A 23549-nucleotide genomic window follows, 5' to 3' on the forward strand; every position below is an offset into this window, starting at 1 on the left:
CGTGCAGTTTCAGTTCGCAAACCAAGGCCTCGCGTGGTCGGATGCCTATTTCCTGGCTCAGGGGCTGCTCAACACCGTCAGGCTGGCCGCCGCGGCAACCCTCGTCGGCACCCTTGCCGGGATCGTCCTTGGCTGGTTGCGCACCGTGTCCGTGACCGTGAGGATCGCCACGGCCCCCATCATCGACATCCTGCGCAGCGTGCCGATGATCATCCAGCTGATACTCGCCAACAGCCTTCTGTCGATCCTGGGGTTCGGCGCTTCACCCTTTTGGTTCGGTACCGTCGCGCTTGGTGCCTGGATGTCGGCAGTAACGGCCGAGGTGGTCCGGGCGGGTCTCCTCTCGGTCCCGGTTCAATACCGCAAGAGCGCGCGCTCGCTCGGCATGAACGGCTACCAGGAGCTTTTGTACATATCCATACCCCTGGCATTCAGGACGGCACTGGCCCCGTGGATCGGGCTCGTTCTCAGCCTGATCAAGGACAGCGCTCTTGCGGGCGTGGTCGGCTACATCGAATATATGCGTTCCACCCAAATACTCATCACCAGGACACATGAGACCTGGTTGCTGCTGATGGGGGCGGGGCTTTTCTATTTCCTTATCTGCTATCCTGTTTCCCGGTACAGCCGGCACCTCGAAAGAAAGGTCCGCGTATGATCCGCATCAGCAACGTCCAGAAGGCCTTCGGATCGGCAATCGTGCTCAAGGGCATCGATCTCACGGTCGAAAAGGGAGAACTCGTCTGCCTCATCGGCGCGAGCGGGTCGGGAAAATCGACGCTCCTGCAATGCATCAACGGGCTCGAACCGATCCAGGGTGGCGAGATCCTCGTAGACGGCATCAGCGTCCACGATCCGAAGACGGACATCAACAAGCTGCGCCAAAAGCTGGGCATCGTGTTCCAGCAGTACAACGCCTTCCCGCACCTCACGGCGCTGGAAAATGTCGCGCTGGCACCCCGGGTGGTCGCAAAGCGCAGCCGCGCGGAGGCGCGCGCTCTTGCGCAGAAGAATCTCGAGCATGTGGGGCTCGGCGACAAGGGCGACAGCTTGCCATCTCAGCTCTCAGGCGGCCAGCAGCAGCGTCTCGCCATCGCCCGAGCCCTTGCGATGCAGCCGAGCTACATGCTCTTCGACGAGGTCACCTCCGCCCTGGATCCCGAACTTGTCGGCGAAGTGCTTGAGACCATGCGCCTCCTGAAGAGCGAAGGCATGACGATGGTGGTTGTCACACACGATATCAATTTCGCTCGGGAATCGGCGGACCGCGTGGCCTTTCTCTGCCAGGGCGAAGTCTGCGAAATCGGCACCGCCGAAGAGGTGATCGACCATCCCCGCAAAGAACAGACACAGAAGTTCCTGCGACGCGAGCAGCGCAAGCCCCTTGAAATCGTAAGAAGCTCGGTCGCCTAGCGAATTCCATCCAAACGCACCATCGAGGGTTAACTCATGATCTCGTTCGATCTCACGGGAAAGGCGGCGCTCGTCACCGGCGGCGCGTCGGGCATCGGCCTCGAAACCGCGCGCATGATGGCCAAGGCCGGCGCCAAGGTCGCAATTAATTATCTGCCGGCGGACCAGCGGGGCGAGGCTGCTCTGGCTGAGCTCCAAAAGCAGGGGCTCGACGTCATCGGTGCTCCAGGCGATGTCGGCGATGCCGGACAGGCCAGGGCAATGGTGCTCGAGGCGGTGGCGAAGCTCGGCCGTCTCGACCTGCTCGTCAACAACGCGGGAATACCGGGCGTGAAGATCCCGGTGCCGATCAACGACCTGGACAGCATAACGGAGGAGCTTTGGGCAAATCTGCTGAACGTCAACCTGATGAGCGTTTTCAGGTGCTCGAAGGCCGCCGCGCCTGCTCTCAAGGTAGCCAAAGGTTCGATCGTGAACACCGCTTCCATCGCCGGCTTCGGGGCCGTAGCCAGCACCATCGCCTATAGCGGCTCCAAGGCTGCCGTCATCAACCTGACGAAGAACCTCGCGCGTGCGCTCGCTCCCGATGTGCGCGTCAACGCGGTGGCGCCCGGCGTCGTTGAAAGTTCGTGGGCGATCGAATGGTCGGAGGAGCGTCGTCAGAGCACCCTCGCCAGCACACCTCTGAAGAAAGTCTGCACCACGGCGGATGTCGCGGAGCTTATCGTCTTCCTCGGTTTCGCCGGCGCGCTGATCACCGGTCAGACGGTGGCGATCGACGGCGGCATCTCTATCTGATCAGCAATGGAGAACCGCATGGAACTCCTGAAGCTCAAGTCCGGCAGCATCCTTGAAGAGAAGGAAGCCTATTCGCGGATCGTCGCCCTCGACAACTGGATCTTCATGTCCCTGACCGCAGGACGCGACTACAAGACCCGTGTGATGCCTGAGACGGCCATCGAGCAGGCAAGGCAGGCGATGAAGAACGTCGAAGGCGCGCTTGAGGCGGTCGGCAGCAGCCTTGCGGATGTGGTGCGGCGACCGAAGCGCACTTCCTGGACAACATCTCGGCTGTGGAGCTGGAGCTTACCGCGGATGAGAAGAAGCGTCTCGACGACGTGAGCGCCATTCCTTCCATCTATCCATACTGGCATCAGTTCAACTTTGTACGGGATCGATTCAGCGAGGCTGATTGGGCGCTGCAGCGCAACTACCTAAAGCTGGACACGCACTGAAACGACAGGAACGGTAAGTCAGGCGGGACAGAACGTTTTCCACTTGTTCCGTAAGGATAGCTTAGTGGCGGCCTTCTCATTAGGTGATCGCATTCGTATATAGTCTACATTCCGAATGCCCTGCAGCCGATCTCCTGCGGTCGCCTTATGAGGATCTTGATGCGACACGCAAATGAAATAGGCGCCATTCTGGCTCCCATGACGCAGATGGAAAGCACGCAGTTCGCTGCGGAGCAAATCCGGAACGCGATCATTGCCGGGCACTTCAAGCCCGGCGACCGGCTGGTCGAGCAACAGCTTACCGACATGTTGAAGGTATCCCGGCATCCGGTCCGGGAAGCGTTGCGCCTGCTTGCCCGCGAGGGGTTCGTCGAGCTCAAGCGGAACAAGGGAGCATCTGTCAGGGCGGTGGACGCAGACAGCGTCATTGAAGTCTACAATATCCGGATGGCGTTGGGGAAAATTGCCCTGGATCATCTCCTCGCCGAGGAGGGTCGCCTGGCCTCGGCTGACATCAAGCGGCTTGAAAAATTGGCTGAGAATGCCGTCAAATTCGCTAATCTTGATAGCCAGGCCGAGACCGTTCGCAACGACCTTGAGTTCCAGCAGGCGATCATCGATGCAACGGGACTGCAGCGGACCATACGCTACTTTTCTGAGCTGACCGCAGATGTGAGGCGCTTCAACCATCAACTGGGGGTCGTTTATACTGACCGAAAGGGGGACGCCGAGAAGTATGTCGTCAAGCTATTCGAAAGCTTGCAGGACGGAGATCTCCGCGCTGCGCATGAAATCTGGCAAGCCAAGTTCTCGAAGGCTCTTGAGCGCTACCTTTCGCTGATTATCGACAGTGAATCAGACGGGGCGAGCCGCAACAGCGTCGGGGTGAAGGCCAGTCGACCCTCAAGTCGGTAGTAAGGCACGGCCTTGTACGAGGCATCTTCGCGCATTGATCGTCGTCTGGATTTCGATAGGGAAGTCATGATGCGACTCGGGCTCAATCACCGGCATTGGGCGGAGAGCTAGGCAGATGACGCGACTTAGGCGACGAGCCGCTCGGGAGGCTTGCGGATGTGTGCGCCTGCTCGCGATCGCGCGCGCGGCGAACCGCGAAGCTGAACTGCGCAGTACGAAGACGATGACTCTCTGCTGGTCAAAAACCTTCAAAGACGCCAATATGCAATAAAAATTGCGAGGATGGGCATCGTGGAACAGAAGATCGAGACTCCCCAGGACTATGAGGATCTCATCCGCGTGATTCACGACCGGTATGACGGGATGAGCAAGTCGTACCAGAAGATTGCGTTGTACCTCACCCAAAATCCGAATGACGTCGCAGTGCGATCGGTGAACTCGATCGGGGAAACTAGCGGCGTTCACGCGTCGAGCTTCGTCCGCTTTGCCCAAGCACTGGGGTATGAGGGGTTCAAGGACCTGCAGAGCCTCTTCCAGAAACGATTGTCCACTGCAGCTCCCGGCTTCGAAGCACGCGTCAAGGCTTTGGAGAAGGAACTGGGCGAGCGGACGGATCGCAGCGAGATGGGATTCATGCACGACCTGGTCGTCCGTGACATCGCGTCCCTGAAAGAGATGCTCACAGATATTCAACCCGAGGATCTGGCGGAAGCCGTCAGCCTGCTCGAGAAGGCCGACGTCGTCTATCTGATCGGCCAACTTCGCTCGGAACCGGTCGTCGAACTCCTTCGCTATATACTGACTATGCTGGGCAAGCGCTGCGTGCTCCTGGATCCGGGCGGCGGACTGGCCACTCATATGGCCCGCGCGATGCGGAAGACGGACCTGCTGTTTGCGGTGTCGTTTCGCTTCTACGCGAACGAAGTCGTTAATGTCGTGGAGGAAGCCGCGGGGAGAGGCATACCCATCGTGGCGATCTCGGACAGCACGCTGTCTCCATTGGCCAAGAGCGCGCGCGTTCTCTTCGCCGTGCCGGAGCACGAATACACTTTCTCGCGCTCGCTGGCGGCGCCCATGTGTCTTGCTCAGGCCTTGACCGTGGCCTTGGCGGCCAGGCTTCAGAACAACACGGTCAATCCCCGCATTCCAACGGTTACCGAGCGGTAGGGACTGCAAACCTGGCGTTGTTGCAGTATTGCGGTCCGCTGACGGTCGATTCTCAATCGGCGTCGGAGGGCGAGAGCGCCATCGCCTTTTCAGGCACGGCCATGGGACCGGATGCGGCACCAAGGACTGTCTGGTCGTAGTCCACCACAGCACCTGTCATGAGCCCGGCATCATCCGAAACAATGAAGTTGACGGTGCGGGCAACCTCGGCCGGGTCGATAAGCCGGCCGAAGGGCAGCTTTGCTACGGCTTTCGCTTCCCAGTCGGGATCGCCCTTCTCGCTCGCCTGCAATTCCCGCTCGTTATCAGAGGCCATCCAGCCAATGTCTAACTGGTTGATGCGGATGCGGTTCTTCATAACGGAAAACGCTGTATTGCGGGTCAGCGTTGCCAGCGCCGCCTTGGTGGCACAGTAAACGTTGATGAAGGGCTGGCCGGCATGTTCCGAGATCGAGCCGATGTTGCAGATCGCACCCTCAATGCCATTGCGGATCATGTGCCTGATGGCTTCCTGCATGAGGAAGTAAGGACCGCGCACATTGACGGCGAACAGGGCGTCGAAGAGTTCAGGCGAAGTATCGATGATGGTGCCACGGTCGGTGCGCGCACCGGCGTTCACCAGCACATGTATCTTGCCGTAAAAGCGCTCGGCCTCCGCCATCACGCGTCGGCAATCCTCGACTTTGCCGAGATCGGCCTCGACAAAATGGACGGGCACGCCGGTGTCGCGGGTGATCGCCTCGGCGACGGCACGACCCTTCGCTTCGTTGCGGCCGAGCGTCACGATACCCGCAGCGCCGGCTTCCGCTAGCCGGCGCGCAACGGCCGCTCCCAACCCCTGCGTCGAACCCGTGACGACGCAAACCTTTCCATCCATGCGATTCATGCTTCAGCTCTCCACAGTGTAGCCAGCCGCGGCCATCACGCGCAGCAATTCCTGGTGTCCGATCTTCGCCATTTCGAGCGGCGGGCTCTTGACGGGATCCTGCTCGGCTTCAACGACGAACCAGCCTTCGTAGCCGTGGCTCGCCAAGCGCTTGACGATCGCCTCGAAGTCGAGCGAGCCGTCACCGGGCACGGTGAAGGCTCCCTTGATCACCGCGTCGAGGAAACTCTCCCGGCTGCGGTCGAGTCCGTCCACGATCGCCTGCCGGATATCCTTGGTGTGTACATGCGAAATGCGGGCGTGGTGCTTGTCGATCACCCGCAATACGTCGCCACCGGCAAAGGCCATGTGGCCTGCATCGTAGAGCAGGGGCAAACCTTCGCCGGAATGCTTCATCAGGAGATCGACGTCCTCTTCGCTTTCGACCGGCGCGGCCATATGGTGGTGGTAGGAAATCGGCATACCCTGATCCGCGCACCATTCACCGAAAATGGTGAGCTTGCGGCCGTAGGCCTTGATCTGATCTTCGTCGAGACGCGGACGCTTGGCCAGCGGCGTTCCGCGGTCGCCCTGGATGGTGCGACCCGTCTCGCCATATACGATGCAGGGCGCGTTGGTCGCCTTGAACAGCTGCATCTGCGCGGCGATGCGGTCCTTCTCTTCATCGATGTCGCCGACCAGCAAGCGACCGGAGAACCAGCCGCCGCAGACGCTCATGCCATGCTGCTTCAGGACGGGCTCAAGCACCGCCGCGTCCATCGGGAAGCGGCGGCCGGTCTCCATGCCCGTGAAGCCGGCCTCGCGGGCCTGCCGCAGACACTCCTCCAGCGAGACGTCGTCGCTCAATTCGGGGAGATCATCGTTCCACCAGGCGATCGGCGCGATGCCAAGCTTGGCTCTCATCTTCAGCTCCAATCATGATCTCCAGCCGTCGCCGGCTGCTTGCGCCGTAAAAAAACTGCCGGAACAATGCTCAGGGAGTGTCGCATCGTTCCGGCAGGGGACGCCCCGCGCCCGAAAAGCTCAGACACCTACGCGCTGTTTCTTGCGGCCTTCGGCTTGCGCTGAATGGGCCTCGCGAACCTGTTCGCGGTCGCTGACCTCAGGCACGCCGACGTCCCACCACGCATCGCCGGGCGTCCAGGTGAAGGCGTCGGAGACGATGGTGATGACGGTGGTGCGGTCGGTGGTCTTCGCCCATTCCATCGCCTGGCCGAGATCGGCGAGGCTTTCGACACGCCGCGTGAGCGCCCCCATGGCTTCCGCGTGCTTGGCAAAGTCGACCGAGAATGGCTCCTTCACCCGGCAGTCCTTGATGAGGTTGTTGAAAGAGGCGCCGCCTTTGGCGTTCTGCAGCCGGTTGATCACCGCATAGCCGCCATTGTCGCACACCACGAGGATCATCTTGTGGCCGGCGAGCACCGTGGAATAGATGTCGGAGTTCATCATCATGTACGTGCCGTCGCCGATCATGACGATCGGCGTGCGGGAGGGGTCGGCCATGGCGGCCCCCCAGCCGGCAGAGATTTCATAACCCATGCAGGAGAAGCCGAACTCGCAGTCGAAGGTGTTCGGCTCCTTCACCCGCCAGTTCTTCATCACTTCGCCGGGCAGTCCGCCGGCCGCGGTAATCAGCAGGTCACGCTCGCCCGCCTTGGCGTTCACCACGCCCACCACTTGCGCATAGGTCGGCACCGGCTCGTTGGTCGGCTTCTGGAAGCCGTCGAGCATCGTGTTCCATTTGGCGAATTCCATCTTGCCCTTGTCGGTCCAGGTTTTTTCCGCCTTCCAGTCGCCGAGGGCGGCTTCGAGTTCGCTCACCGTCTCCAGCGCATCGCCGACAACGGCAAGCGCCCGGTGCTTGGTGGCGTCCCAGCGTGCGGCGTTGATGGAGACGAATTTCGCGTCGGCGGAGAAGGCGCTCCAGGATCCGGTGGTGAAATCCATGAGCCGTGTGCCGACGGCCAGGATCACATCGGCTTCACCCGCAAGCGCGTTGGCCGAAGTCGAGCCGACGATGCCGATTGGCCCTACATGGGCGGGATGGTCGTGCGTGACTGTGCCCTTGCCGGCGATGGTTTCAGCGATCGGTAGGCCGCGCGCTTCGGCGAATTTCGCAAGAGTGGCCTCCGCACCGGAGTAACGCGCGCCCCCGCCCGAAATGATCAAGGGGCGCTTGGCCGTCTTGAGAAGCCGTACCGCCTCTTCGAGGCGGGCACGATCCGGCCGGGGGCGGGGAATTGCGTGGACCGTGGGCTCGAAGAAGGCTTCGGGAAAATCCCAGGCGATCTCCTGCACATCCTGCGGCAAAGCGATGAAGGCCGGTCCGCAATCCGCCGGATCAAGCAGCACCGCAACCGCCTGCGGTAGCGACGAGATGATCTGCTCGGGATGGACTATGCGGTCCCAGTAGCGCGTGACCGCCTTAAAGGCGTCATTGACGTTGATGGTCGGGTCGCCAAAGTGCTCGACCTGCTGCATGACTGGATCGGGCCGGCGATTGATAAAGGTGTCGCCGGAGAGCAGCAGCACCGGCAGCCGGTTCGAATGGGCGACACCCGCTGCCGTCACCATGTTCAATGCTCCCGGACCGATCGACGTGGCGGCCACCATGATTTGGCGCCGGCGCTTCGCCTTTGCAAAACCGATCGCCGCGAGCGCCATCGATTGCTCGTTCTGACCACGCCAGGTCGGCAGCACATCCTTCACGGCTTCGAGCGCTTCGGAAAGGCAAGTCACGTTGCCGTGCCCGAATATGGCGAAGACGCCCGGGAAAAGTGGAACTTTCTCGCCGTCGACGACCGTGAACTGGTTGCACAGATAACGCACGAGCGCCTGCGCCATGGTCAGACGGACGGTGGCCCTGGTCATCTTTGTCTCCTCCCTAATGACGATCTTTCCAACTCTATACGGAATGCCCATTGACAAATCAACATGTTTGCAACGATCATTGCATAAATTCAAACCGGGAGGATTTCTTGCTCAGGATTGCTGTGCTCGGCTGTGGTCGGATCGGCAGGATGCATGCGGCAAACATCGCTGCGCATCCTCGTGCGGAACTGGCCACCGTATATGACATCGACGAATCGTCCGCGGAGACTGTCGCGGCGCGGCACGGCGTCCGCGCTTCTTCGTCCGCCGACGAGGTATTCGCTTCGGCGGATGTCGATGCGGTCCTTGTCGCAACGGTGACTGATACGCACGCCGATTACATTGAAAAGGCGGTGGCCGCAGGCAAACCTGTGCTCTGCGAGAAGCCGATCGATCTCAGCCTGGAAAGGGTGAACCGTTGCGCCGCGGCAATTTCGTCCAAGGGCGTGCCGGTGCAGATCGGCTTCAACCGACGTTTCGACCCCGGTCATCGTGCGGCGTGGAACGCCGTACGATCCGGCGAGATCGGCGATCTGCACCAAGTCATCATCACCTCGCGTGATCCTGGCATGCCGCCGCGTTCCTACTACGAGGTCGCGGGCGGGCTTTTTCGCGACATGACGATCCACGATTTCGACCTCGCCCGCTTCATGCTGGGAGAAGAGCCGGAGGAGGTGTTCGCCATCGGTGGCCGGCTGATCGACCCCGCGATGATGGCGGAGCTGAACGACTACGACAGCGTCATGGTCGTGATGCGGACCAAAAGCGGCAAGCAGTGCCACATCAACAATTCCCGCACCTCCACCTATGGCTATGACCAGCGCGTCGAGCTGCTGGGCAGCACAGGCATGGTGATCAGCGGCAATCGCAAGCCCCACGAATTGCGCCACTACTCGGCCGCGCGCACGGAAGCCGCCGCGCCCTACCTGGATTTTTTCATCGAGCGATACCGCGAAGCGTTCGATGCCGAGATCGACGCCTTCGTTACCTCTGTCGAGAAGGGCGAGCCGCCGCTGGTCGGTTTTGAGGACGGGCGCCGCGCCCTGATCCTGGCTGAGGCGGCGGTGAAATCGGCGGTCGAAGGCCGCTTCGTGAAGGTCAGCGAGATCGGATAAGCCATGTACGCGAACTACGGACTGTTCATCGACGGCAAGTGGCGCAAGGCATCCGACGGCGGGACGGCGCCGATGATGAGCCCGGTGACGGAAAAGCCGCTGGGCGAGGCTCCGGTCGCCACCCGCGCGGACACGGAAGAGGCGCTGGATAGCGCCGCCCGTGGGTTTTCCGCCTGGAAATCCACGGGTGGTTTTGAGCGCGCGTCCGCCCTGCATGCCATCGCCGACGAGATGATCCGCCGCAAGGACGAGGCCGCACGGATGATCTCCAGCGAGACCGGCAAGCCTATTGCCCAGTCCGAGCGCGAATGGGGGCTCGCGGTCGACCAGTTCCGCTGGTATGCCGAGGAGGCCCGCCGGATCTATGGACGTGTCATCGAATCGCGCGTGCCCGGCGGTCGTTTCGAAGTTCTGCACGAGCCTGTCGGGATCGCAGCCGCCTTCACCGCCTGGAACTTTCCGGCAGCCCTGGTCGCCCGCAAGGTGGCGCCGGCGCTCGCCGCCGGTTGCTCGACGATCGTCCGGCCGTCAAGTCAGACGCCGGGGACGGCGATGCTGATGGTCGACTGCATCCGCGCCGGCAATCTTCCTGCCGGCACCGTCAGTCTGGTCGTTGGACCCACGAGCACGACCTATGCGCCGATCATGGCTTCGCCGGCGGTGCGCAAGGTGTCCCTCACCGGCTCGACGCGTGTCGGCCAGCAGATGATCCGCGATGCCGCCGACACCGTGAAGAAGGTGTCAATGGAGCTTGGCGGCAACGCGCCGCTGATCGTCTTCGACGACGCCGACCTAGACGCCGCGCTCAGCGTTTCCGTCCCGACCAAATACGCCAATGCCGGGCAGGTCTGCGTCACCCCGGACCGTTTCTTCGTCCACGAAAGCCTGCACGACGCTTTCGTGGAGGGCTTCGTTCAACGAGCCCAGGCGTTGAAACTGGGCGACGGGCTCGACCCCTCCGTGCAGATGGGGCCGCTGATCAATGCCGGCCGGCTGTCCGAGGTCGAAGACATCGTGTCGGACGCAGTGAAGGCAGGCGCTAAGCTGGTCGCGGGCGGGCATCGCGCCGCAGCGTTCAATGCCGGCCATTTTCACGAACCGACGGTGCTGACTGACGTCGACGACGACATGCGAGTCTTTGCCGAGGAGAATTTCGGGCCAATCGCGGCGATCACCCGATTTTCCTCGGACGATGAGGTTTTGGAGCGCGCGAACGCGTCACCGATGGGGCTTTCCGCCTACGCCTTCACGTCAAGCCCGAAACGGGCGCGACGCACGGTGGCGGAGCTGAAGGCGGGCATGGTCGGCATCAACAGTTTCGCGCTGGCGGCATCGGAAGCCCCGTTCGGCGGTACGAATTATTCCGGAATGGGTCGCGAAGGCGGCAGCGAGGGGATCGGCGACTACCTCGACACCAAGCTCGCGCAGATCGTGCTCTGAGGAGGCCGCCTTGATCAATAACAAGCTCAAGCAAATCTGGGCCGAAGGCCGGCCCACGATCAATGGCTGGCTCTCCATCGGCAATTCATTCACCGCCGAAATCATGGCCGCGCAGGGTTATGACAGCGTCAGCATCGATGTCCAGCATGGCGCGCTCGACTATTCGATGCTGCTGCCGATGTTCCAGGCGATGCGCGCTTCGGGCGTCGTGCCGATGGCAAGGGTACCGTGGCTCGAGCCAGGCATCATCATGAAGGTGCTGGATGCCGGCGCTTATGGCGTCATCTGCCCGATGGTGAATACGGCCGAACAGGCTGCTCAGTTCGTCGGCTACATGCGTTACCCGCCGGCCGGCCAGCGCAGTTTCGGGCCGACACGCGCCAACTTCTCGGCAGGCGCCAACTACGCCGCCGAGGCCAATGACGAAATCCTGGCCCTCGCCATGGTCGAGACCGCCGAGGCGATGCGCAATCTCGATGCGATCGCCGCAACGCCATGGCTCGACGGCATCTATGTTGGTCCCGCGGACCTGACCTTCAGCCTGCACCAGGGACGTCTTGCACCGGCCTTCGACCGCGAGGAGCCGGAGATGATCGAGGCGCTGCAAACGATTGTCGCGGCCTGCAAGAAGCATGGCAAGCGCGCCGCGCTCCATTGCGGCACGGCCGACTACGCCGCACGCGCCATCGAATGGGGTTTCGACATGATCACCGTCTCGGGCGACTCTCGCCTGCTTGCCGCTGCGGCCCAGGCGAGCGTCACCCGCTTTCGCGAATTGATCGGCGCGAAAGCCGTGCGTGTCGAACCCGGCAAGGAAGGCTACTGATGCCGCACGTCCTGGTCGCCGGAAAGCTTCATCAGAGCGGCATCGAGCTTCTCGATGCGGCGGGGGGCGTCACATATGACTATGTCGAAGAGGTGTCTGAGCCGAGCTATGCGCCGCTGATCGGCAAGGCTGATGGCCTCGTTATCCGTACCCAGCCTCTGTCGGCGCCAACGGTGGCCCGTGCAGAAAGGCTCAAGATCGTCTCGCGTCATGGCGTCGGCTACGATGCGGTGGATCTCCCATCCCTGAACCTGCGTGGCATCGCGCTGGCGATAGTCGGCGACGTGAATTCGGTATCGGTGGCCGAGCACGCCATGATGCTTCTTCTGGCGGCAACCAAGCGGCTAATCCGCGCCGATCGTTCGGTCCGCGACAACGAATGGGATTGGCGCAACCGGCTGGAGCCAAGCGAACTCGCGGGCAAGCGACTGCTGATCCTCGGGTTCGGCCGGATCGGCCGCCACTTGGCGCGCCTGGCGGCGGCATTCGGCATGGACGTGCGTGCCTATGATCCATTCCTTGAGAGGCAAGGCTGGCCGGAGGGGCCGGTCGCGCCGGTGAGCGACTTGCAAGCGGGTCTCGCCTGGGCTGATGCGATCTCCGTCAACGTACCCAAGGCCGAGCGCCCGGTGATCGGCCCTGTGGAACTCTCGGCGATGAAGCCGACTGCTGTTCTCATCAACACGGCGCGGGGCGGCGTCGTCGACGAGGCGGCGCTGATTACGGCACTGCGAGCGGGGCGCATCGCAGCGGCCGGTATCGACGTCTTCGATGATGAACCGCCTGCCGCGGACCATCCGCTCTTCGGCTTCGACCAGGTGATTTTGACGCCGCACATTGCCGGGCTCACCGCCGAATGCGGTGAGCGCATGGCAATCTCGTCAGTGCAGAACGTGCTCGATTTTTTCGCCGGGCGGATCGACACGGCGCTGGTGGTAAACGGAGCCGAGTTGAATGGCCGCTGAAAGACCTCAACTCAGAATCGGCCTGATCGGCACCGGCTTCATGGGCAAGACCCATGTGTTCGGCTTCGCCGCAGCGCAGCGTGTCTTTGACCTGCCCTATGAGTTGGTTCTTCACACCGTCGCGGACAGGACCGAAGAGCTCGCCGCGCAGGCGGCGCAGGCCTTGGGTTTCGCGCGGGCGAGCGGGGACTGGAGGCTTCTGGTCGAAGACCCTGAGATCGATGTGATCGACATCACGGCGCCCAACGCCTTCCACAAGGAGATGGCGCTCGGGGCAATCGCCGCCGGCAAGCACGTCTATTGCGAGAAGCCGTTGGCGCCGCTTGCGGCGGATGCCCGACAGATGGCCGAGGCGGCGGAAGCGGCCGGCGTCAGGACGCAGGTCGGTTTCAACTATCTCTGCAATCCGATGCTCGCGCTGGCGCGGCAGATGATCCGCGAGGGCGAGTTGGGCGACATCCGCAGCTACCGCGGCATTCACGCCGAAGATTACATGGCCGATGCGGAAGGTCCGTTCACATTCCGGCACGATCCAGTCGGCGGTGGCGCATTGGCGGATCTGGGCAGCCATGCTCTGGCCACGGCGGAGTTTCTGCTTGGCTCGGTGGAACAGGTCCTCGGCGATTGCGTCACCGTCATAGCGAGCCGTCCAGACAGCAGAGGCGGGCGCCGGACCGTCGCGGTCGACGACATCGGTCGCGCGTTTCTGCGTTTTGCAAACGGTGCATCAGGCAGCATCGAAGCGAGCTGGGTCGCAACCGGCCGCAAGATGCAGCACGATTTCGAGGTCTATGGCACCAAGGGGGCGCTCGTCTTCAGCCAGGAGCGCTTCAACGAACTGCATTTCTACAGCACGGCCGATCCCGACGGCCGGCGTGGCTTTCGGCGCATCGAGGCCGGTCCGGATCACGACCCCTATGGACTCTTCTGCGTCGCACCGGGCCACCAGCTCGGTTTCAACGATCTGAAGGCTACCGAGGTGGCGCGGTTCGTCGATGCGATCGCCGGGAAGCGAGATGAGCCTTTCGGCTTCCGGGCCGGCCAGCGCATCCAGGAACTCGTGGAGGCAATTCAGGCCTCGGCATGGCAGAGCAAGTGGCTACGGACAGGCTGATGCCAGGGAGAAATTGGTCGCTGCCACCCTCGATGCTTGAAATAGGAATTGCATTCCAGCACGCATTGCAATATGCATTGCAACAAGAAAGACAAGTCGGCTGATCGCTCAAGCCGATGTCGCATAGGGAGGAGAGCGTGTCTGTACTGGACGTAAGAAGCGTCTCGAAAAGCTTCGGTGCTATCCGCGCCTTGTCGGAGGTTAGCTTCACGGTTGCTGCCGGCGAGGTGGTTGGCCTGATGGGCGACAACGGCGCCGGCAAGTCGACCATGGTGAAGCTGATCGCGGGGAACTTCCCGCCCAGCGACGGCGAGATCGCGGTCGATGGCGAGGTCTGCCATTTCCACAAGCCGATCGAGGCACGGGGCGCAGGGATCGAGGTCGTCTATCAGGATCTGGCCCTGGCCGACAATCTGACAGCCGCCCAAAATGTCTTTCTCGGCCGCGAGATGAAGAAGGGGTTGTGGCCGTTCCGCGTGCTCGACAAGCAGGCGATGATCAACCGCTCGGCAAAACTGTTCGCGGAGCTGAAGTCGGAGACGCGGCCGCGCGATCTGGTCAAAAAAATGTCGGGAGGCCAGCGGCAGGCGGTCGCCATTGCCCGCACCCGGCTCTCCAACGCCAAGCTGGTGCTGATGGATGAGCCGACCGCGGCGATTTCTGTCCGCCAGGTAGCCGAGGTGCTGGAGCTGATCCGGCGGCTCAAATCGCAAAGTGTGTCGGTGATGCTGATCAGCCACCGCATGCCGGATGTGTTCGCCGTCTGCGACCGCATCATCGTGATGAGACGTGGCTCGAAAGTGGCCGACAAGGCGACGGAGAATACATCGCCGGAGGAGATCACCGGCCTGATTACGGGAGCGATCCGTGACGCATAGCCAGACTGACACGCTGAAGGAAGGCCATGCGTCGATCGGCGATGTGGTCGGAATAAGAGAGCAGACCGCTTTCCAGAAGATGGTCGCCAGCCAAGCCTTCTGGGTCGGGATCGCGCTCTTCGTGTTGGTGGTCTTCATGACGTGGCTGGAGCCCAGCTTCGGCACGGTCGACAACACCACCAACATTACCCGCAATTTTGCGCCTATCGCCATTATGGGGCTGGGTATGACGGTGGTGCTGATCACCGGCGGCATCGATCTCTCGGTCGGCTCCGTGATGGGACTGGTCGCCATCGTCGCCGGCCTGCTGCTGACCTGGCATCAGCCTTGGTACGTCGCGTTTGGCGCCGGTCTGCTCGCGGGCATGGCCTGTGGAGCCTTCAACGGTTTCTTCGTCGCCTATATCGGCATGCCGTCCTTTGTTGTGACGCTAGGCATGCTGTCGATCGCGCGCTCCGCGGCGGTCGTGCTGTCCGGCAACCAGATGCTCTACCAGTTCGGACCCGATGCGCCGATCGTCAAGGCAATCGGCCAGGCCAAATGGCCGCGGCACACGCCGGACGGCTGGGTGCCGCATTGGATCCCGGAGCTGTCCTCGCATTTCTGGGTGATGGTGATCCTCGCGCTCATCGTCGGCTTCGTCTTCATCTTCACCGCGTGGGCCCGTCACCTTTTTGCGATCGGCGGCAATGAACACGCCGCGCGCCTGACCGGCGTGCCGGTCGATCGGGTCAAGTTTCAGGCCTACGTATTTTCGGCGTTCACCGCCTCGATCGCATCGCTGCTGTTGCTGGGCTACAGCGGCTCGGCCATCAACGCCATGGGCACCGGTTACGAACTGCGCGTCATTGCCGGCACCGTAATCGGTGGCGCGAACCTAATGGGCGGCTACGGCACCGCGTTCGGCGCGGTGATCGGCTCGGCATTCCTGGAAGTCATCCGCAACGCACTGCTGATGGCCGGAATCGATTCCAATTGGCAAGGCGCGTTCGTCGGCGCCTTCATCATTCTTGCCGTGCTCCTGGGCATGCAGACCAGCGGAAAGTCCCTGATGGAGACGCTGGCAAGCATGTTTGCCTGGAAACGCGGCTAGATATCCGGCGGCCGCAAGCTGTCGGGAACAGTGGACGTCAAAACAAAGTGGAGGAACAGGTGAAAAAATACATTCTGACGACGGCCGTGGCGTTTTCAGCGCTGATGGCAGGGCAGGCCTACGCCCAGGAGAAATACACTTTCGCGCTGGTGCCGAAGAACATGAACAATCCCTTCTTCGACCAGGCCCGCGACGGCTGCAAGAAGGCGGAAGCGGAAGCCAACGGCGCCTTCGAATGCATGTATATCGGCCCCGGCGAGCATGGCGGCGGCGAGGAGCAGGTGCAGATCGTGCAGGACCTGGTGGCCAAGAAGGTCGACGGCATCGCCGTGGCCCCGTCGAACGCCGCGGCAATGGCCGTCGCGCTCGAGGCCGCCAAGGAAGCAGGCATTCCCGTGCTTACCTGGGACTCGGATGTGCTGCCGGAGAACAAGGACCTGCGCGTCGCTTATGTCGGCACGCACAATTACGAGATCGGCGTCAACCTCGCCAAGATCGTGCAGACCATCAAGCCGAAAGGCGGGACGATCTGCATCCAATCGGGTGGCGCGGCTGCGGCCAACCACAACGAGCGCATGAAGGGCATACGCGATACGCTGGCCGGCAAGGAGTCGGCGGCCTCGCCGGGTGATGCCCTGACAGGCCAGAACGGCTGGACGGAAGCACCGGGCTGCCCTCTCTATACCAACGACGACTTCCCGCTGTCGGTTCAGCAGTTCCAGGACTTCATGGCGAAGACGCCAAACCTCGACGCCTTCGTCCCGACAGGTGGCTTTCCGCAATTCATACCGGATGCCAATCGCGCTGCGGTCGAGCCGTACAAGGACAAGATCGCCTCGAAGGCGCTGGCCTTGGTCGTCGCCGACACCTTGCCGGTGCAGATGGACCAGATGAAGGAAGGCCTGTCGCTCGGCCAGGTCGGACAGCGGCCGTTCGAGATGGGCTACAAGACCATGCTGGCGCTGAAGGACATGAAGGACGGCAAGCCGGCTCCGGCCGACCCGACCTACACCGGCCTCGACGTCTGTACCCCCAAAACCGCCGACACCTGCATCGCAAAGTAGGCGAGGCGCGCAACTCTGCGGCGGGCGAGGGGAGACTCTCGCCCGCCTTTTCGCTGAGAGGCGACGACAATTCCGTTTGCGACTGGCTCAAAATCGACCGTTGCCGTCAGGGCCTTAAAGAGGATTCTGCTGGTCACGGCGTTGCAGTTGAGAACGCGTGCCGAGAATAATCCCATCCGGAGGAGCAATTGAGAAAGATACGATATGCCGTGGTAGGAGCGGGCTGGATTGCACAGGAAGCCTTCATGCCCAGTGTGTCCCAGACCGGAAACTCGACGATCTCGGCGATCGTCAGCGGCTCAGCCAAAAACGCCGCAAAGCTCGCCGAATTCCACGGTGTGGAACACGTCTTCAGCTACGAGCGGTACGACCAGATGCTCGCATCGGACGTCGCCGATGCGGTCTACGTGGCATTGCCGAACTCCATGCATGCCGACTATGCGATCCGAGCCCTGAGAGCCGGCAAGCACGCGCTCGTCGAGAAGCCGCTGGCCACAACCGAGGCGGAATGCGAGGCTATGATCGCCGCCGCCAATGAGAGCGGGGCCTACCTGATGACCGCGTATCGGCTGCATAACGAGCCCGGCACAGTTGAACTGCTGGAGCGTATCCGCAGCGGCGAGATCGGCGATCCCCGCATCTTTTCCGCGGTCTTCTCATTCGTGGCGTCGCCCGACAATCACCGCCTTAAGGCCGGCTATTGGGGCGGTCCCTTGCAGGACATCGGCGTCTACTGCCTGAATGCCGCGCGCCATATCTTTGCCGCCGAGCCGATCGAGGCAGTCGCGGTAAGGAGTTTCGGCAACGGCAGCGTCGTCGTTCGGGAGGTCGAGGAGAGCATTGCCGTGACGTTGCGCTTCCCCAAGGGCCGGCTTGCGCAGTTCATTGCCAGCTTCGGCTCGGATAATTCGGATTTTTACCACGTGGGCGGAACGAAGGGGAGCGTAACGGCCGACCCGGGCTTCCGTTTCGAGACTGCCGTGCGCATGAAATTTCGGCAGGGCGACATCGGCACCGAAAAGACCTTCCCGCAGACCGACCATTTCGCCGGACAGACCGCGTACTTCTCCGACTGCATCCTGAATGCCCAACCGCCTGAACCGGATGGGGGAGAGGGGCTTGCTGACGTGCGTGCCCTGCTCGCCATCGAGCGCGCCGCCACCACAGGCCAGCCTCAGGAGATAGACACGCCCGCCAGGCAGGTTCATCCTACCGCGGATATGATACGCATCTTGCGGACAACGGAGAAGCGACTGGTTCTCTAACGCGCTTTCGCCCCGCGAGCTAGGTCTGCGCTATTTGGGACGCTCCGGTATCAGTCGGGTGTGAGAAAAACCGAATATTCAATTGGCAGTCGCGGCCTGCTGGATGAGGGCGGCAACGGCTTCCGGCTTGGAAACGTATACAGCTGCTGCGCGACGGCATGACCAAGGCCGAGGCTTAACTACGCCATGAAAACGGTTCTGCTCCTTTGCTCGTCCAAAGCCTCCTTCCTAACCAATGTCCGGTTTTGGAATGGCACCACCAAAGCATATGCGTTTGGGTCAGTCGTTCCCCTTTGAATTCTCCTGGGGAGGCCCGGCTACTCCGGCCCTCGCGAACGTCAGCTTCGAAGAAGCGCCACGAACTGCAGCTCATGGAGCGACCATGCCATCGAGCGGTGGGTTGCCGACCAACCAAACGCAAACATTTGCGGAATGCGCCATACTAATTGCCATACTAATTTGCAAAAAAGTATGGCGGTGGTTCGATAAGTGGTTGAAAAATATGGTGATCCCGACAGGAATCGAACCTGTGACCTACAGATTAGGAATCTGCCGCTCTATCCTACTGAGCTACGGGACCACGCGGCCCGACACATAGCCGCTTCGGATCGTTTCGCCAAGAGCGCTCTGCACCCAATCAATCGGGTTTTCGACAATGGGTTGAAGCATGGCCGTCGAGAGGCTTCTGCCCACAATTCGAAATTGCATCCTCGTCACCCACGATTGAACCCCGCGTGTGGACCGCAAAGATGATCCGGAAAACAGCGGAACTTCGGACCACCGCCGCGCTTTAGTGTGCCGAAGGAGAGACCCGCATGAGTGCTACGAAAGAGTTCTTTGAAACCTGGCTCCAGGAGAACGTCGGTAACCTGCCCGCGGAAAGCGAGGTGAGCGTGGCCGTCCTGGTTCATCAATTCGAGCAAGATGCCGACGCGGCCGGCTATGGTCACGAGGTGCGCGAAGACGAGATCGGCGACATTGAAGAGGCCATTGAGAAAGCTCTGAACAAGGCCAGGACAGGCGAACAGCCGCAGGCCGCCGATCCGGCCGAAGACAGTGATCTGGCGCCCGTCATGGAGGCGCTGAAGGTCGACGACCCGAAGAGCGGGCCTTAGCGATTCAGGCAACACCGGTTGGTAGCCGACCAGTTGCGGCTCTCCCCTTCCATTCTACATGACCCGGCATGATAGATGCCAAACCACTCGGCGTTGTGATCGGCGCGGCTATCGGCGTCGCGTTGGACAATATTATTGCGGGTATCGGAATCGGTATCGCCCTGGGCATTGCCCTCGGTCTTGCGCGGAAGCGGTCCGGTCGGAAGTGATGATCGGAGCATCGCCACGTCCCGGGCCTGACCGCCTTGTAGTCATCCCAAATCGCAGCGCACCCCTCGGATCAAGCCGTAGGGCGGGTTTTACGGGCGATGCATCAGGCGGCCAGCGCCGTCTCCGCGAGCTTCACCCAATAGCTCATGCCGTGCGGGATGACTTCGTCGTTGAAGTCGTAGGCAGGGTTGTGGAGACCGGCGGTGTCGCCATTGCCGATGAAGATGAAGGCGCCCGGCCGCGCTTCCAGCATGTAGGAGAAATCCTCGCCGCCCATCACCGGCTGGATGGCGCGGTGCACCTGTGCCTCGCCGGCGATATCAGCGGCGACATCGCTGGCAAAGACCGTCTCTTCCGGATGGTTGAAGGTGACGGGATAATTGGCTTTGTAATCGACGTCGATCGTTGCTCCGAAGGCCGCGCCCACGCCCTGGCAGATGGCGCGCACGCGCTGCTCCGCCTTGCTGGCGATCTCCTTCTTCAGCGTGCGCACGGTGCCGGCGATCTCGGCGCTCTCGGGAATGATATTGTAGGCGTCGCCGGCATGGAATTTCGTCACCGACACCACGACAGCCTCGACCGGATCGGTGCTGCGCGAGGCGATCGTCTGCAGAGCGCCGACGAGTTGGCTGGTGATGACGATCGGGTCGATCGTGCCGTGCGGCATCGCCGCATGCCCGCCTCGGCCCTTGACGGTGATGGTGAATTCGGCGGTCGCCGCCATGATCGGGCCCGGCTTGATGGCGAATTGTCCGACCGGCAGTCCCGGCATGTTGTGCATGCCGAACACCTTGGAGATGCCGAAGCGCTCCATCATGCCGTCCTTGACCATCTCGTTGCCGCCGCCGCCGCCTTCTTCGGCCGGCTGGAAGATCACTGCGACGGAGCCGGCGAAATTGCGTGTCTCGGCAAGATATTTGGCGGCACCGAGCAGCATCGCGGTGTGGCCGTCATGGCCGCAGGCGTGCATCTTGCCTGGAATGGTCGAGGCGTAGGGTTTTCCGGTGATCTCGTTGAGCGGCAGCGCGTCCATGTCGGCGCGCAGGCCGATGCTCGTGCCTTCGCCCAGGCGGCCGCAGATGATGCCGACGACACCGGTCTTGCCGAGGCCGGTCACCACGTCGTCGCAACCGAAGGCCGTGAGCTTCTCGGTGACGAAGGCGGCGGTCTCGAAAACGTCGAAATTCAGCTCTGGCGTCTTGTGAAGATGGCGGCGCCAGCCGGCGACCTCGTCTTGCATTTCGGCGGCGCGGTTCAGGATCGGCATGATGTTCCATCTCGCTGTTGGAGCAGACGGGCGCTGCCTGCTGCTTTGCAATTGTGCCTGCTGTCTTAGAATTGTCATTCAGGCACTTTGCCATCTTGACGTCACATAGGCTAAATAGCACCGCAAGACAGTGATCGGACAGAGGGCCAGATCACCATGCTGGCGATCGCGTATCAAATCTTACGGAGCCAGAGGCGACTGCGGCAAGAGGCGATTTCGGATTCCACCATGCGGTACAGGCATTTCCTCAAACTAAAGCGCGTCGCGTTTGACTGGGCGACGCGCTTTAGCGTTGTTGTTTTTGTGCATGTTATCGCAAAACCGCTGCACACTTTTGCGCGACATGCATTGCTGGCGGGCGCCGTGGCGCTTCCGGCGCTGGGCGGTTCCGCTCTCGCCAATCCGACGATCGTGTTCGACCTGGAGAATGGCAAGATCCTCCAGCACCAGGAGGCTTTCAAGCGCTGGTATCCTGCCTCGCTGACCAAGCTGATGACCGCCTATGTGGCGTTTCGTGCGATTGCCGCGGGCGAGGTCCAGCTCGATTCGCCGATCAAGGTCACGAAGCGTTCCGCCAGCGAGCCGCCGAGCAAGATGGGATTCAAGCCGGGCTCGGTCATGCGGCTCGACAACGCGCTGAAGATGATGCTTGTCAAATCGGCCAACGACGTTGCCATGGCCGTCGGCGAGAACATCGGCGGTTCGCAGGCCGCTTTCGCCGAGCGCATGAACGCCGAGGCGCGCCGGCTCGGCATGACCGGAACGCATTTCGTCAACCCGAACGGGCTGTTTTCGCCGGACCAGTATACGACCGCGCGCGATCTCGGCTTGCTGGTGATGGCGATCCGCACGGAATTTCCACAATATGCCGCATGGTTCTCGATCGAGGGCCTGGCCGTCGGCAAGAAGCAGATCGCGAATTACAACCTTCTGATCGGCCGCTATCCCGGCGCCGACGGCATGAAGACCGGTTTCGTCTGTCCGTCGGGCTTCAACATGATTGGCTCGGCAACACGCGACGGGCGCACGCTGGTGGCGGTGGTGCTTGGCGAGAAGTCGGCCATCACCCGCGCCGAGACCGTGGCCAGGTTGCTCGACCACGGCTTTGCCACGACGACACGGGGCTGGCTGACGGTGGCGGCGCTGCCTTCCTATGGCGACACCACATCGGTTAACGACTTGAATGACGAGATTTGCAGGAAGAAGCCGGCTAAGGAGCAGTCGGAAGCCGCCGTCCCCGTCGGCGACAAGAAGGCGCCGAAATCGCCCTACCAGAAAAAGCTCGACGCGCCGACATTGGTCGCGGTCGGCCTTGGCGGCGCCACCGGGCCGATACCGAAAGCCATGCTCGATGCATCAGGCCGGGAATTTGCCGACGTGCCGCTGCCGAGCTGGCGGCCCGACCTGCCGCCGCCGCCCGGTGCCGAGCCGGCAGTGATCGGTTCCGCTGCCGCGGCGCAGAACGTCAAGCCGGCCAAGGCCATGAACTAGCCTGATGAGCAGCGGCTTTCCCATCGCTGTTTCGGTGCTGACCGGTTTTCTCGGCGCCGGCAAGACGACGCTGCTCAACCGGCTGCTCAGGGATCCCGCGCTCGCCGACACCGCGGTCATCATCAACGAGTTCGGCGAAGTGGCGATCGACCATCTCCTGGTCGAACAGGCTTCCGACGGCATCATCCAGCTTTCCGACGGCTGTCTCTGCTGCACGGTGCGCGGCGAACTGGTCGACACGCTGGCCGATCTCGTCGACCGACTGCAGACCGGCCGTATCGCCCGGCTTGCCCGCGTCGTCATCGAAACCACCGGCCTTGCCGATCCGGCGCCGGTGCTGCAGTCGATCATGGCCCATCCGGCGATGGTCCAGGCTTTTCGGCTCGACGGCGTCATCACGCTGGTCGACGCGGTCAACGGCGACGCGACGCTCGACGCCCATGTCGAGGCGGTGAAGCAGGTGGCGGTCGCCGACCGCATCGTGCTGACGAAGGCCGATCTGGCCACTGATCGGCGCGATGTCGAGGCGTTGCGGGCGCGGCTGCGGCAGATCAATCCGGGTGTCGAGCTGCTCGACGCCGGCGACAGAAGCACCGATGCAGCGGCGCTGCTCGATTGCGGCCTCTACAATCCGGCAGCCAAGTCCGCTGACGTGCGGCGCTGGCTGGGCGAGGAAGCCAGCCATGATCACCACCATCATGGTGACCATGGCGATCATGACCACGGCGACCACGACCGCGATCATCGGCACGATTCCCGCGTGCGCTCCTACTCGCTGGTTCATGACGGGCCGGTGCCGTTTTCGGCGATCGAGATGTTCCTCGACCTGTTGCGATCAGCACATGGCGAGCGCCTGCTGCGCATGAAGGGCGTCATCGAATTGCTGGAAGACCCGTCGCGGCCGCTGGTCGTCCACGGTGTACAAAAGTTCCTGCATCCGCCGGCGCGGCTGCCGTCCTGGCCGGACGGCCAACGCGGCACAAGGCTGGTGCTGATCACGCTCGACATGCCGGAAGATTATGTCCGCCGGCTGTTTGCCGCCTTCACCAACCGGCCGTCGATCGACACACCGGACCGCGCGGCGCTGGAAAACAACCCGCTGGCGATTGCCGGGCGGTAGAGGCTTTTCGTCCAGTGTTGGTGATTAGCGAAAGCCGAAGCGACATCCAATCTCCCCCCTTGCGGGGGAGATGTCCGGCAGGACAGAGGCCGCGTTGGC

General features: G+C 62.2%; 23 protein-coding genes and 1 tRNA gene. 19 read left to right on the plus strand and 5 right to left on the minus strand.

Features of this window, described 5'->3' with window-relative positions; all coding sequences use genetic code 11:
- Position 1 precedes the first annotated feature (1 nt).
- The 6 genes from NMG80_RS11840 to NMG80_RS11865 all read left to right on the plus strand — a co-directional run bounded on the left by NMG80_RS11840 (position 2) and on the right by NMG80_RS11865 (position 4730).
- On the plus strand, positions 2–658 hold the full coding sequence (locus NMG80_RS11840) for an amino acid ABC transporter permease (RefSeq protein WP_254018249.1): 657 nt from the start codon (positions 2–4) through the stop codon (positions 656–658).
- A complete protein-coding gene (locus NMG80_RS11845; protein WP_254018250.1) occupies positions 655–1413 on the plus strand; it encodes an amino acid ABC transporter ATP-binding protein in 759 nt (252 codons plus the stop codon). Before NMG80_RS11840 ends, NMG80_RS11845 begins: the two co-directional genes overlap by 4 nt.
- A 36-nt stretch (positions 1414–1449) precedes the next feature.
- The gene (locus tag NMG80_RS11850; RefSeq protein WP_254018251.1) at positions 1450–2211 is read left to right on the plus strand and encodes an SDR family NAD(P)-dependent oxidoreductase; all 762 of its coding nucleotides are present in this window, start codon (positions 1450–1452) and stop codon (positions 2209–2211) included.
- A gap of 18 nt (positions 2212–2229) precedes the next feature.
- A complete protein-coding gene (locus tag NMG80_RS11855) occupies positions 2230–2535 on the plus strand; it encodes a Rid family hydrolase (protein WP_254018252.1) in 306 nt (101 codons plus the stop codon).
- A gap of 272 nt (positions 2536–2807) precedes the next feature.
- A complete protein-coding gene (locus NMG80_RS11860; protein ID WP_254018253.1) occupies positions 2808–3563 on the plus strand; it encodes a GntR family transcriptional regulator in 756 nt (251 codons plus the stop codon).
- 291 nt (positions 3564–3854) lie between these two features.
- The gene (locus tag NMG80_RS11865) at positions 3855–4730 is read left to right on the plus strand and encodes a MurR/RpiR family transcriptional regulator (RefSeq protein ID WP_254018254.1); all 876 of its coding nucleotides are present in this window, start codon (positions 3855–3857) and stop codon (positions 4728–4730) included.
- A gap of 52 nt (positions 4731–4782) precedes the next feature.
- Here the strand turns inward: NMG80_RS11865 and NMG80_RS11870 are convergent, their stop codons facing one another.
- From NMG80_RS11870 to iolD, 3 genes are all read right to left on the minus strand, one after another.
- A complete protein-coding gene (locus tag NMG80_RS11870; protein ID WP_254018255.1) occupies positions 4783–5616 on the minus strand; it encodes an SDR family oxidoreductase in 834 nt (277 codons plus the stop codon).
- 3 nt (positions 5617–5619) lie between these two features.
- On the minus strand, positions 5620–6519 hold the full coding sequence (gene iolE / locus NMG80_RS11875; protein WP_254018256.1) for a myo-inosose-2 dehydratase: 900 nt from the start codon (positions 6517–6519) through the stop codon (positions 5620–5622).
- A gap of 120 nt (positions 6520–6639) precedes the next feature.
- Complete coding sequence (gene iolD, locus NMG80_RS11880; RefSeq protein WP_254018257.1) at positions 6640–8487, minus strand: 3D-(3,5/4)-trihydroxycyclohexane-1,2-dione acylhydrolase (decyclizing); 1848 nt, start codon at positions 8485–8487, stop codon at positions 6640–6642.
- Positions 8488–8636: 149 nt separating this feature from the next.
- Here iolD and iolG point away from each other — a divergent pair, with 149 nt between their 5' ends.
- From iolG to NMG80_RS11925, 9 genes are all read left to right on the plus strand, one after another.
- Complete coding sequence (gene iolG, locus NMG80_RS11885; RefSeq protein ID WP_254018378.1) at positions 8637–9602, plus strand: inositol 2-dehydrogenase; 966 nt, start codon at positions 8637–8639, stop codon at positions 9600–9602.
- A gap of 3 nt (positions 9603–9605) precedes the next feature.
- Positions 9606–11042, plus strand: coding sequence for an NAD-dependent succinate-semialdehyde dehydrogenase (locus NMG80_RS11890; protein ID WP_254018258.1), 1437 nt, complete (start codon positions 9606–9608; stop codon positions 11040–11042).
- A gap of 10 nt (positions 11043–11052) precedes the next feature.
- Positions 11053–11868 (plus strand): HpcH/HpaI aldolase family protein, encoded by an 816-nt coding sequence (locus tag NMG80_RS11895; protein WP_254018259.1) that lies wholly within the window; start codon positions 11053–11055, stop codon positions 11866–11868.
- Positions 11868–12833: a hydroxyacid dehydrogenase gene (locus NMG80_RS11900; RefSeq protein WP_254018260.1), complete on the plus strand. Its 966-nt coding sequence runs from the start codon at positions 11868–11870 to the stop codon at positions 12831–12833. The genes NMG80_RS11895 and NMG80_RS11900 overlap by 1 nt, the downstream gene beginning before the upstream one ends.
- A complete protein-coding gene (locus NMG80_RS11905) occupies positions 12823–13947 on the plus strand; it encodes a Gfo/Idh/MocA family protein (protein WP_254018261.1) in 1125 nt (374 codons plus the stop codon). The genes NMG80_RS11900 and NMG80_RS11905 overlap by 11 nt, the downstream gene beginning before the upstream one ends.
- A 116-nt stretch (positions 13948–14063) precedes the next feature.
- Positions 14064–14825 (plus strand): ATP-binding cassette domain-containing protein, encoded by a 762-nt coding sequence (locus NMG80_RS11910; RefSeq protein WP_436798596.1) that lies wholly within the window; start codon positions 14064–14066, stop codon positions 14823–14825.
- The gene (locus NMG80_RS11915) at positions 14815–15918 is read left to right on the plus strand and encodes an ABC transporter permease (RefSeq protein WP_436798597.1); all 1104 of its coding nucleotides are present in this window, start codon (positions 14815–14817) and stop codon (positions 15916–15918) included. Before NMG80_RS11910 ends, NMG80_RS11915 begins: the two co-directional genes overlap by 11 nt.
- Positions 15919–15977: 59 nt before the next feature.
- The gene (locus tag NMG80_RS11920; protein ID WP_254018263.1) at positions 15978–16982 is read left to right on the plus strand and encodes a substrate-binding domain-containing protein; all 1005 of its coding nucleotides are present in this window, start codon (positions 15978–15980) and stop codon (positions 16980–16982) included.
- 188 nt (positions 16983–17170) lie between these two features.
- A complete protein-coding gene (locus NMG80_RS11925) occupies positions 17171–18247 on the plus strand; it encodes a Gfo/Idh/MocA family protein (protein ID WP_254018264.1) in 1077 nt (358 codons plus the stop codon).
- A 503-nt stretch (positions 18248–18750) separates the two neighbouring features.
- On the opposite strand, the gene NMG80_RS11930 is transcribed toward NMG80_RS11925, so the two are convergent.
- A tRNA-Arg gene (locus tag NMG80_RS11930) sits at positions 18751–18827 on the minus strand.
- Positions 18828–19062: 235 nt separating this feature from the next.
- On the opposite strand from NMG80_RS11930, the gene NMG80_RS11935 reads away from it, so the two are divergent.
- Both NMG80_RS11935 and NMG80_RS38155 read left to right on the plus strand, forming a co-directional pair.
- Entirely contained in the window at positions 19063–19362 is a 300-nt protein-coding gene (locus tag NMG80_RS11935) for a hypothetical protein (RefSeq protein ID WP_254018265.1), read from the plus strand.
- Positions 19363–19430: 68 nt separating this feature from the next.
- A complete protein-coding gene (locus NMG80_RS38155; protein ID WP_495664009.1) occupies positions 19431–19571 on the plus strand; it encodes a glycine zipper domain-containing protein in 141 nt (46 codons plus the stop codon).
- Positions 19572–19675: 104 nt separating this feature from the next.
- On the opposite strand, the gene NMG80_RS11940 is transcribed toward NMG80_RS38155, so the two are convergent.
- Positions 19676–20839 (minus strand): M20 aminoacylase family protein, encoded by a 1164-nt coding sequence (locus NMG80_RS11940; protein ID WP_254018266.1) that lies wholly within the window; start codon positions 20837–20839, stop codon positions 19676–19678.
- Positions 20840–21067: 228 nt separating this feature from the next.
- Between NMG80_RS11940 and NMG80_RS11945 the strand changes: the two genes are divergently transcribed.
- Entirely contained in the window at positions 21068–22330 is a 1263-nt protein-coding gene (locus tag NMG80_RS11945) for a D-alanyl-D-alanine carboxypeptidase family protein (protein ID WP_436798598.1), read from the plus strand.
- 4 nt (positions 22331–22334) lie between these two features.
- The gene (locus tag NMG80_RS11950) at positions 22335–23450 is read left to right on the plus strand and encodes a CobW family GTP-binding protein (RefSeq protein ID WP_254018268.1); all 1116 of its coding nucleotides are present in this window, start codon (positions 22335–22337) and stop codon (positions 23448–23450) included.
- Positions 23451–23549 lie beyond the last annotated feature (99 nt).

The organism is Mesorhizobium escarrei (assembly GCF_935825525.1).
In the GTDB taxonomy this organism is placed as follows: Bacteria; Pseudomonadota; Alphaproteobacteria; order Rhizobiales; family Rhizobiaceae; genus Mesorhizobium; species Mesorhizobium escarrei.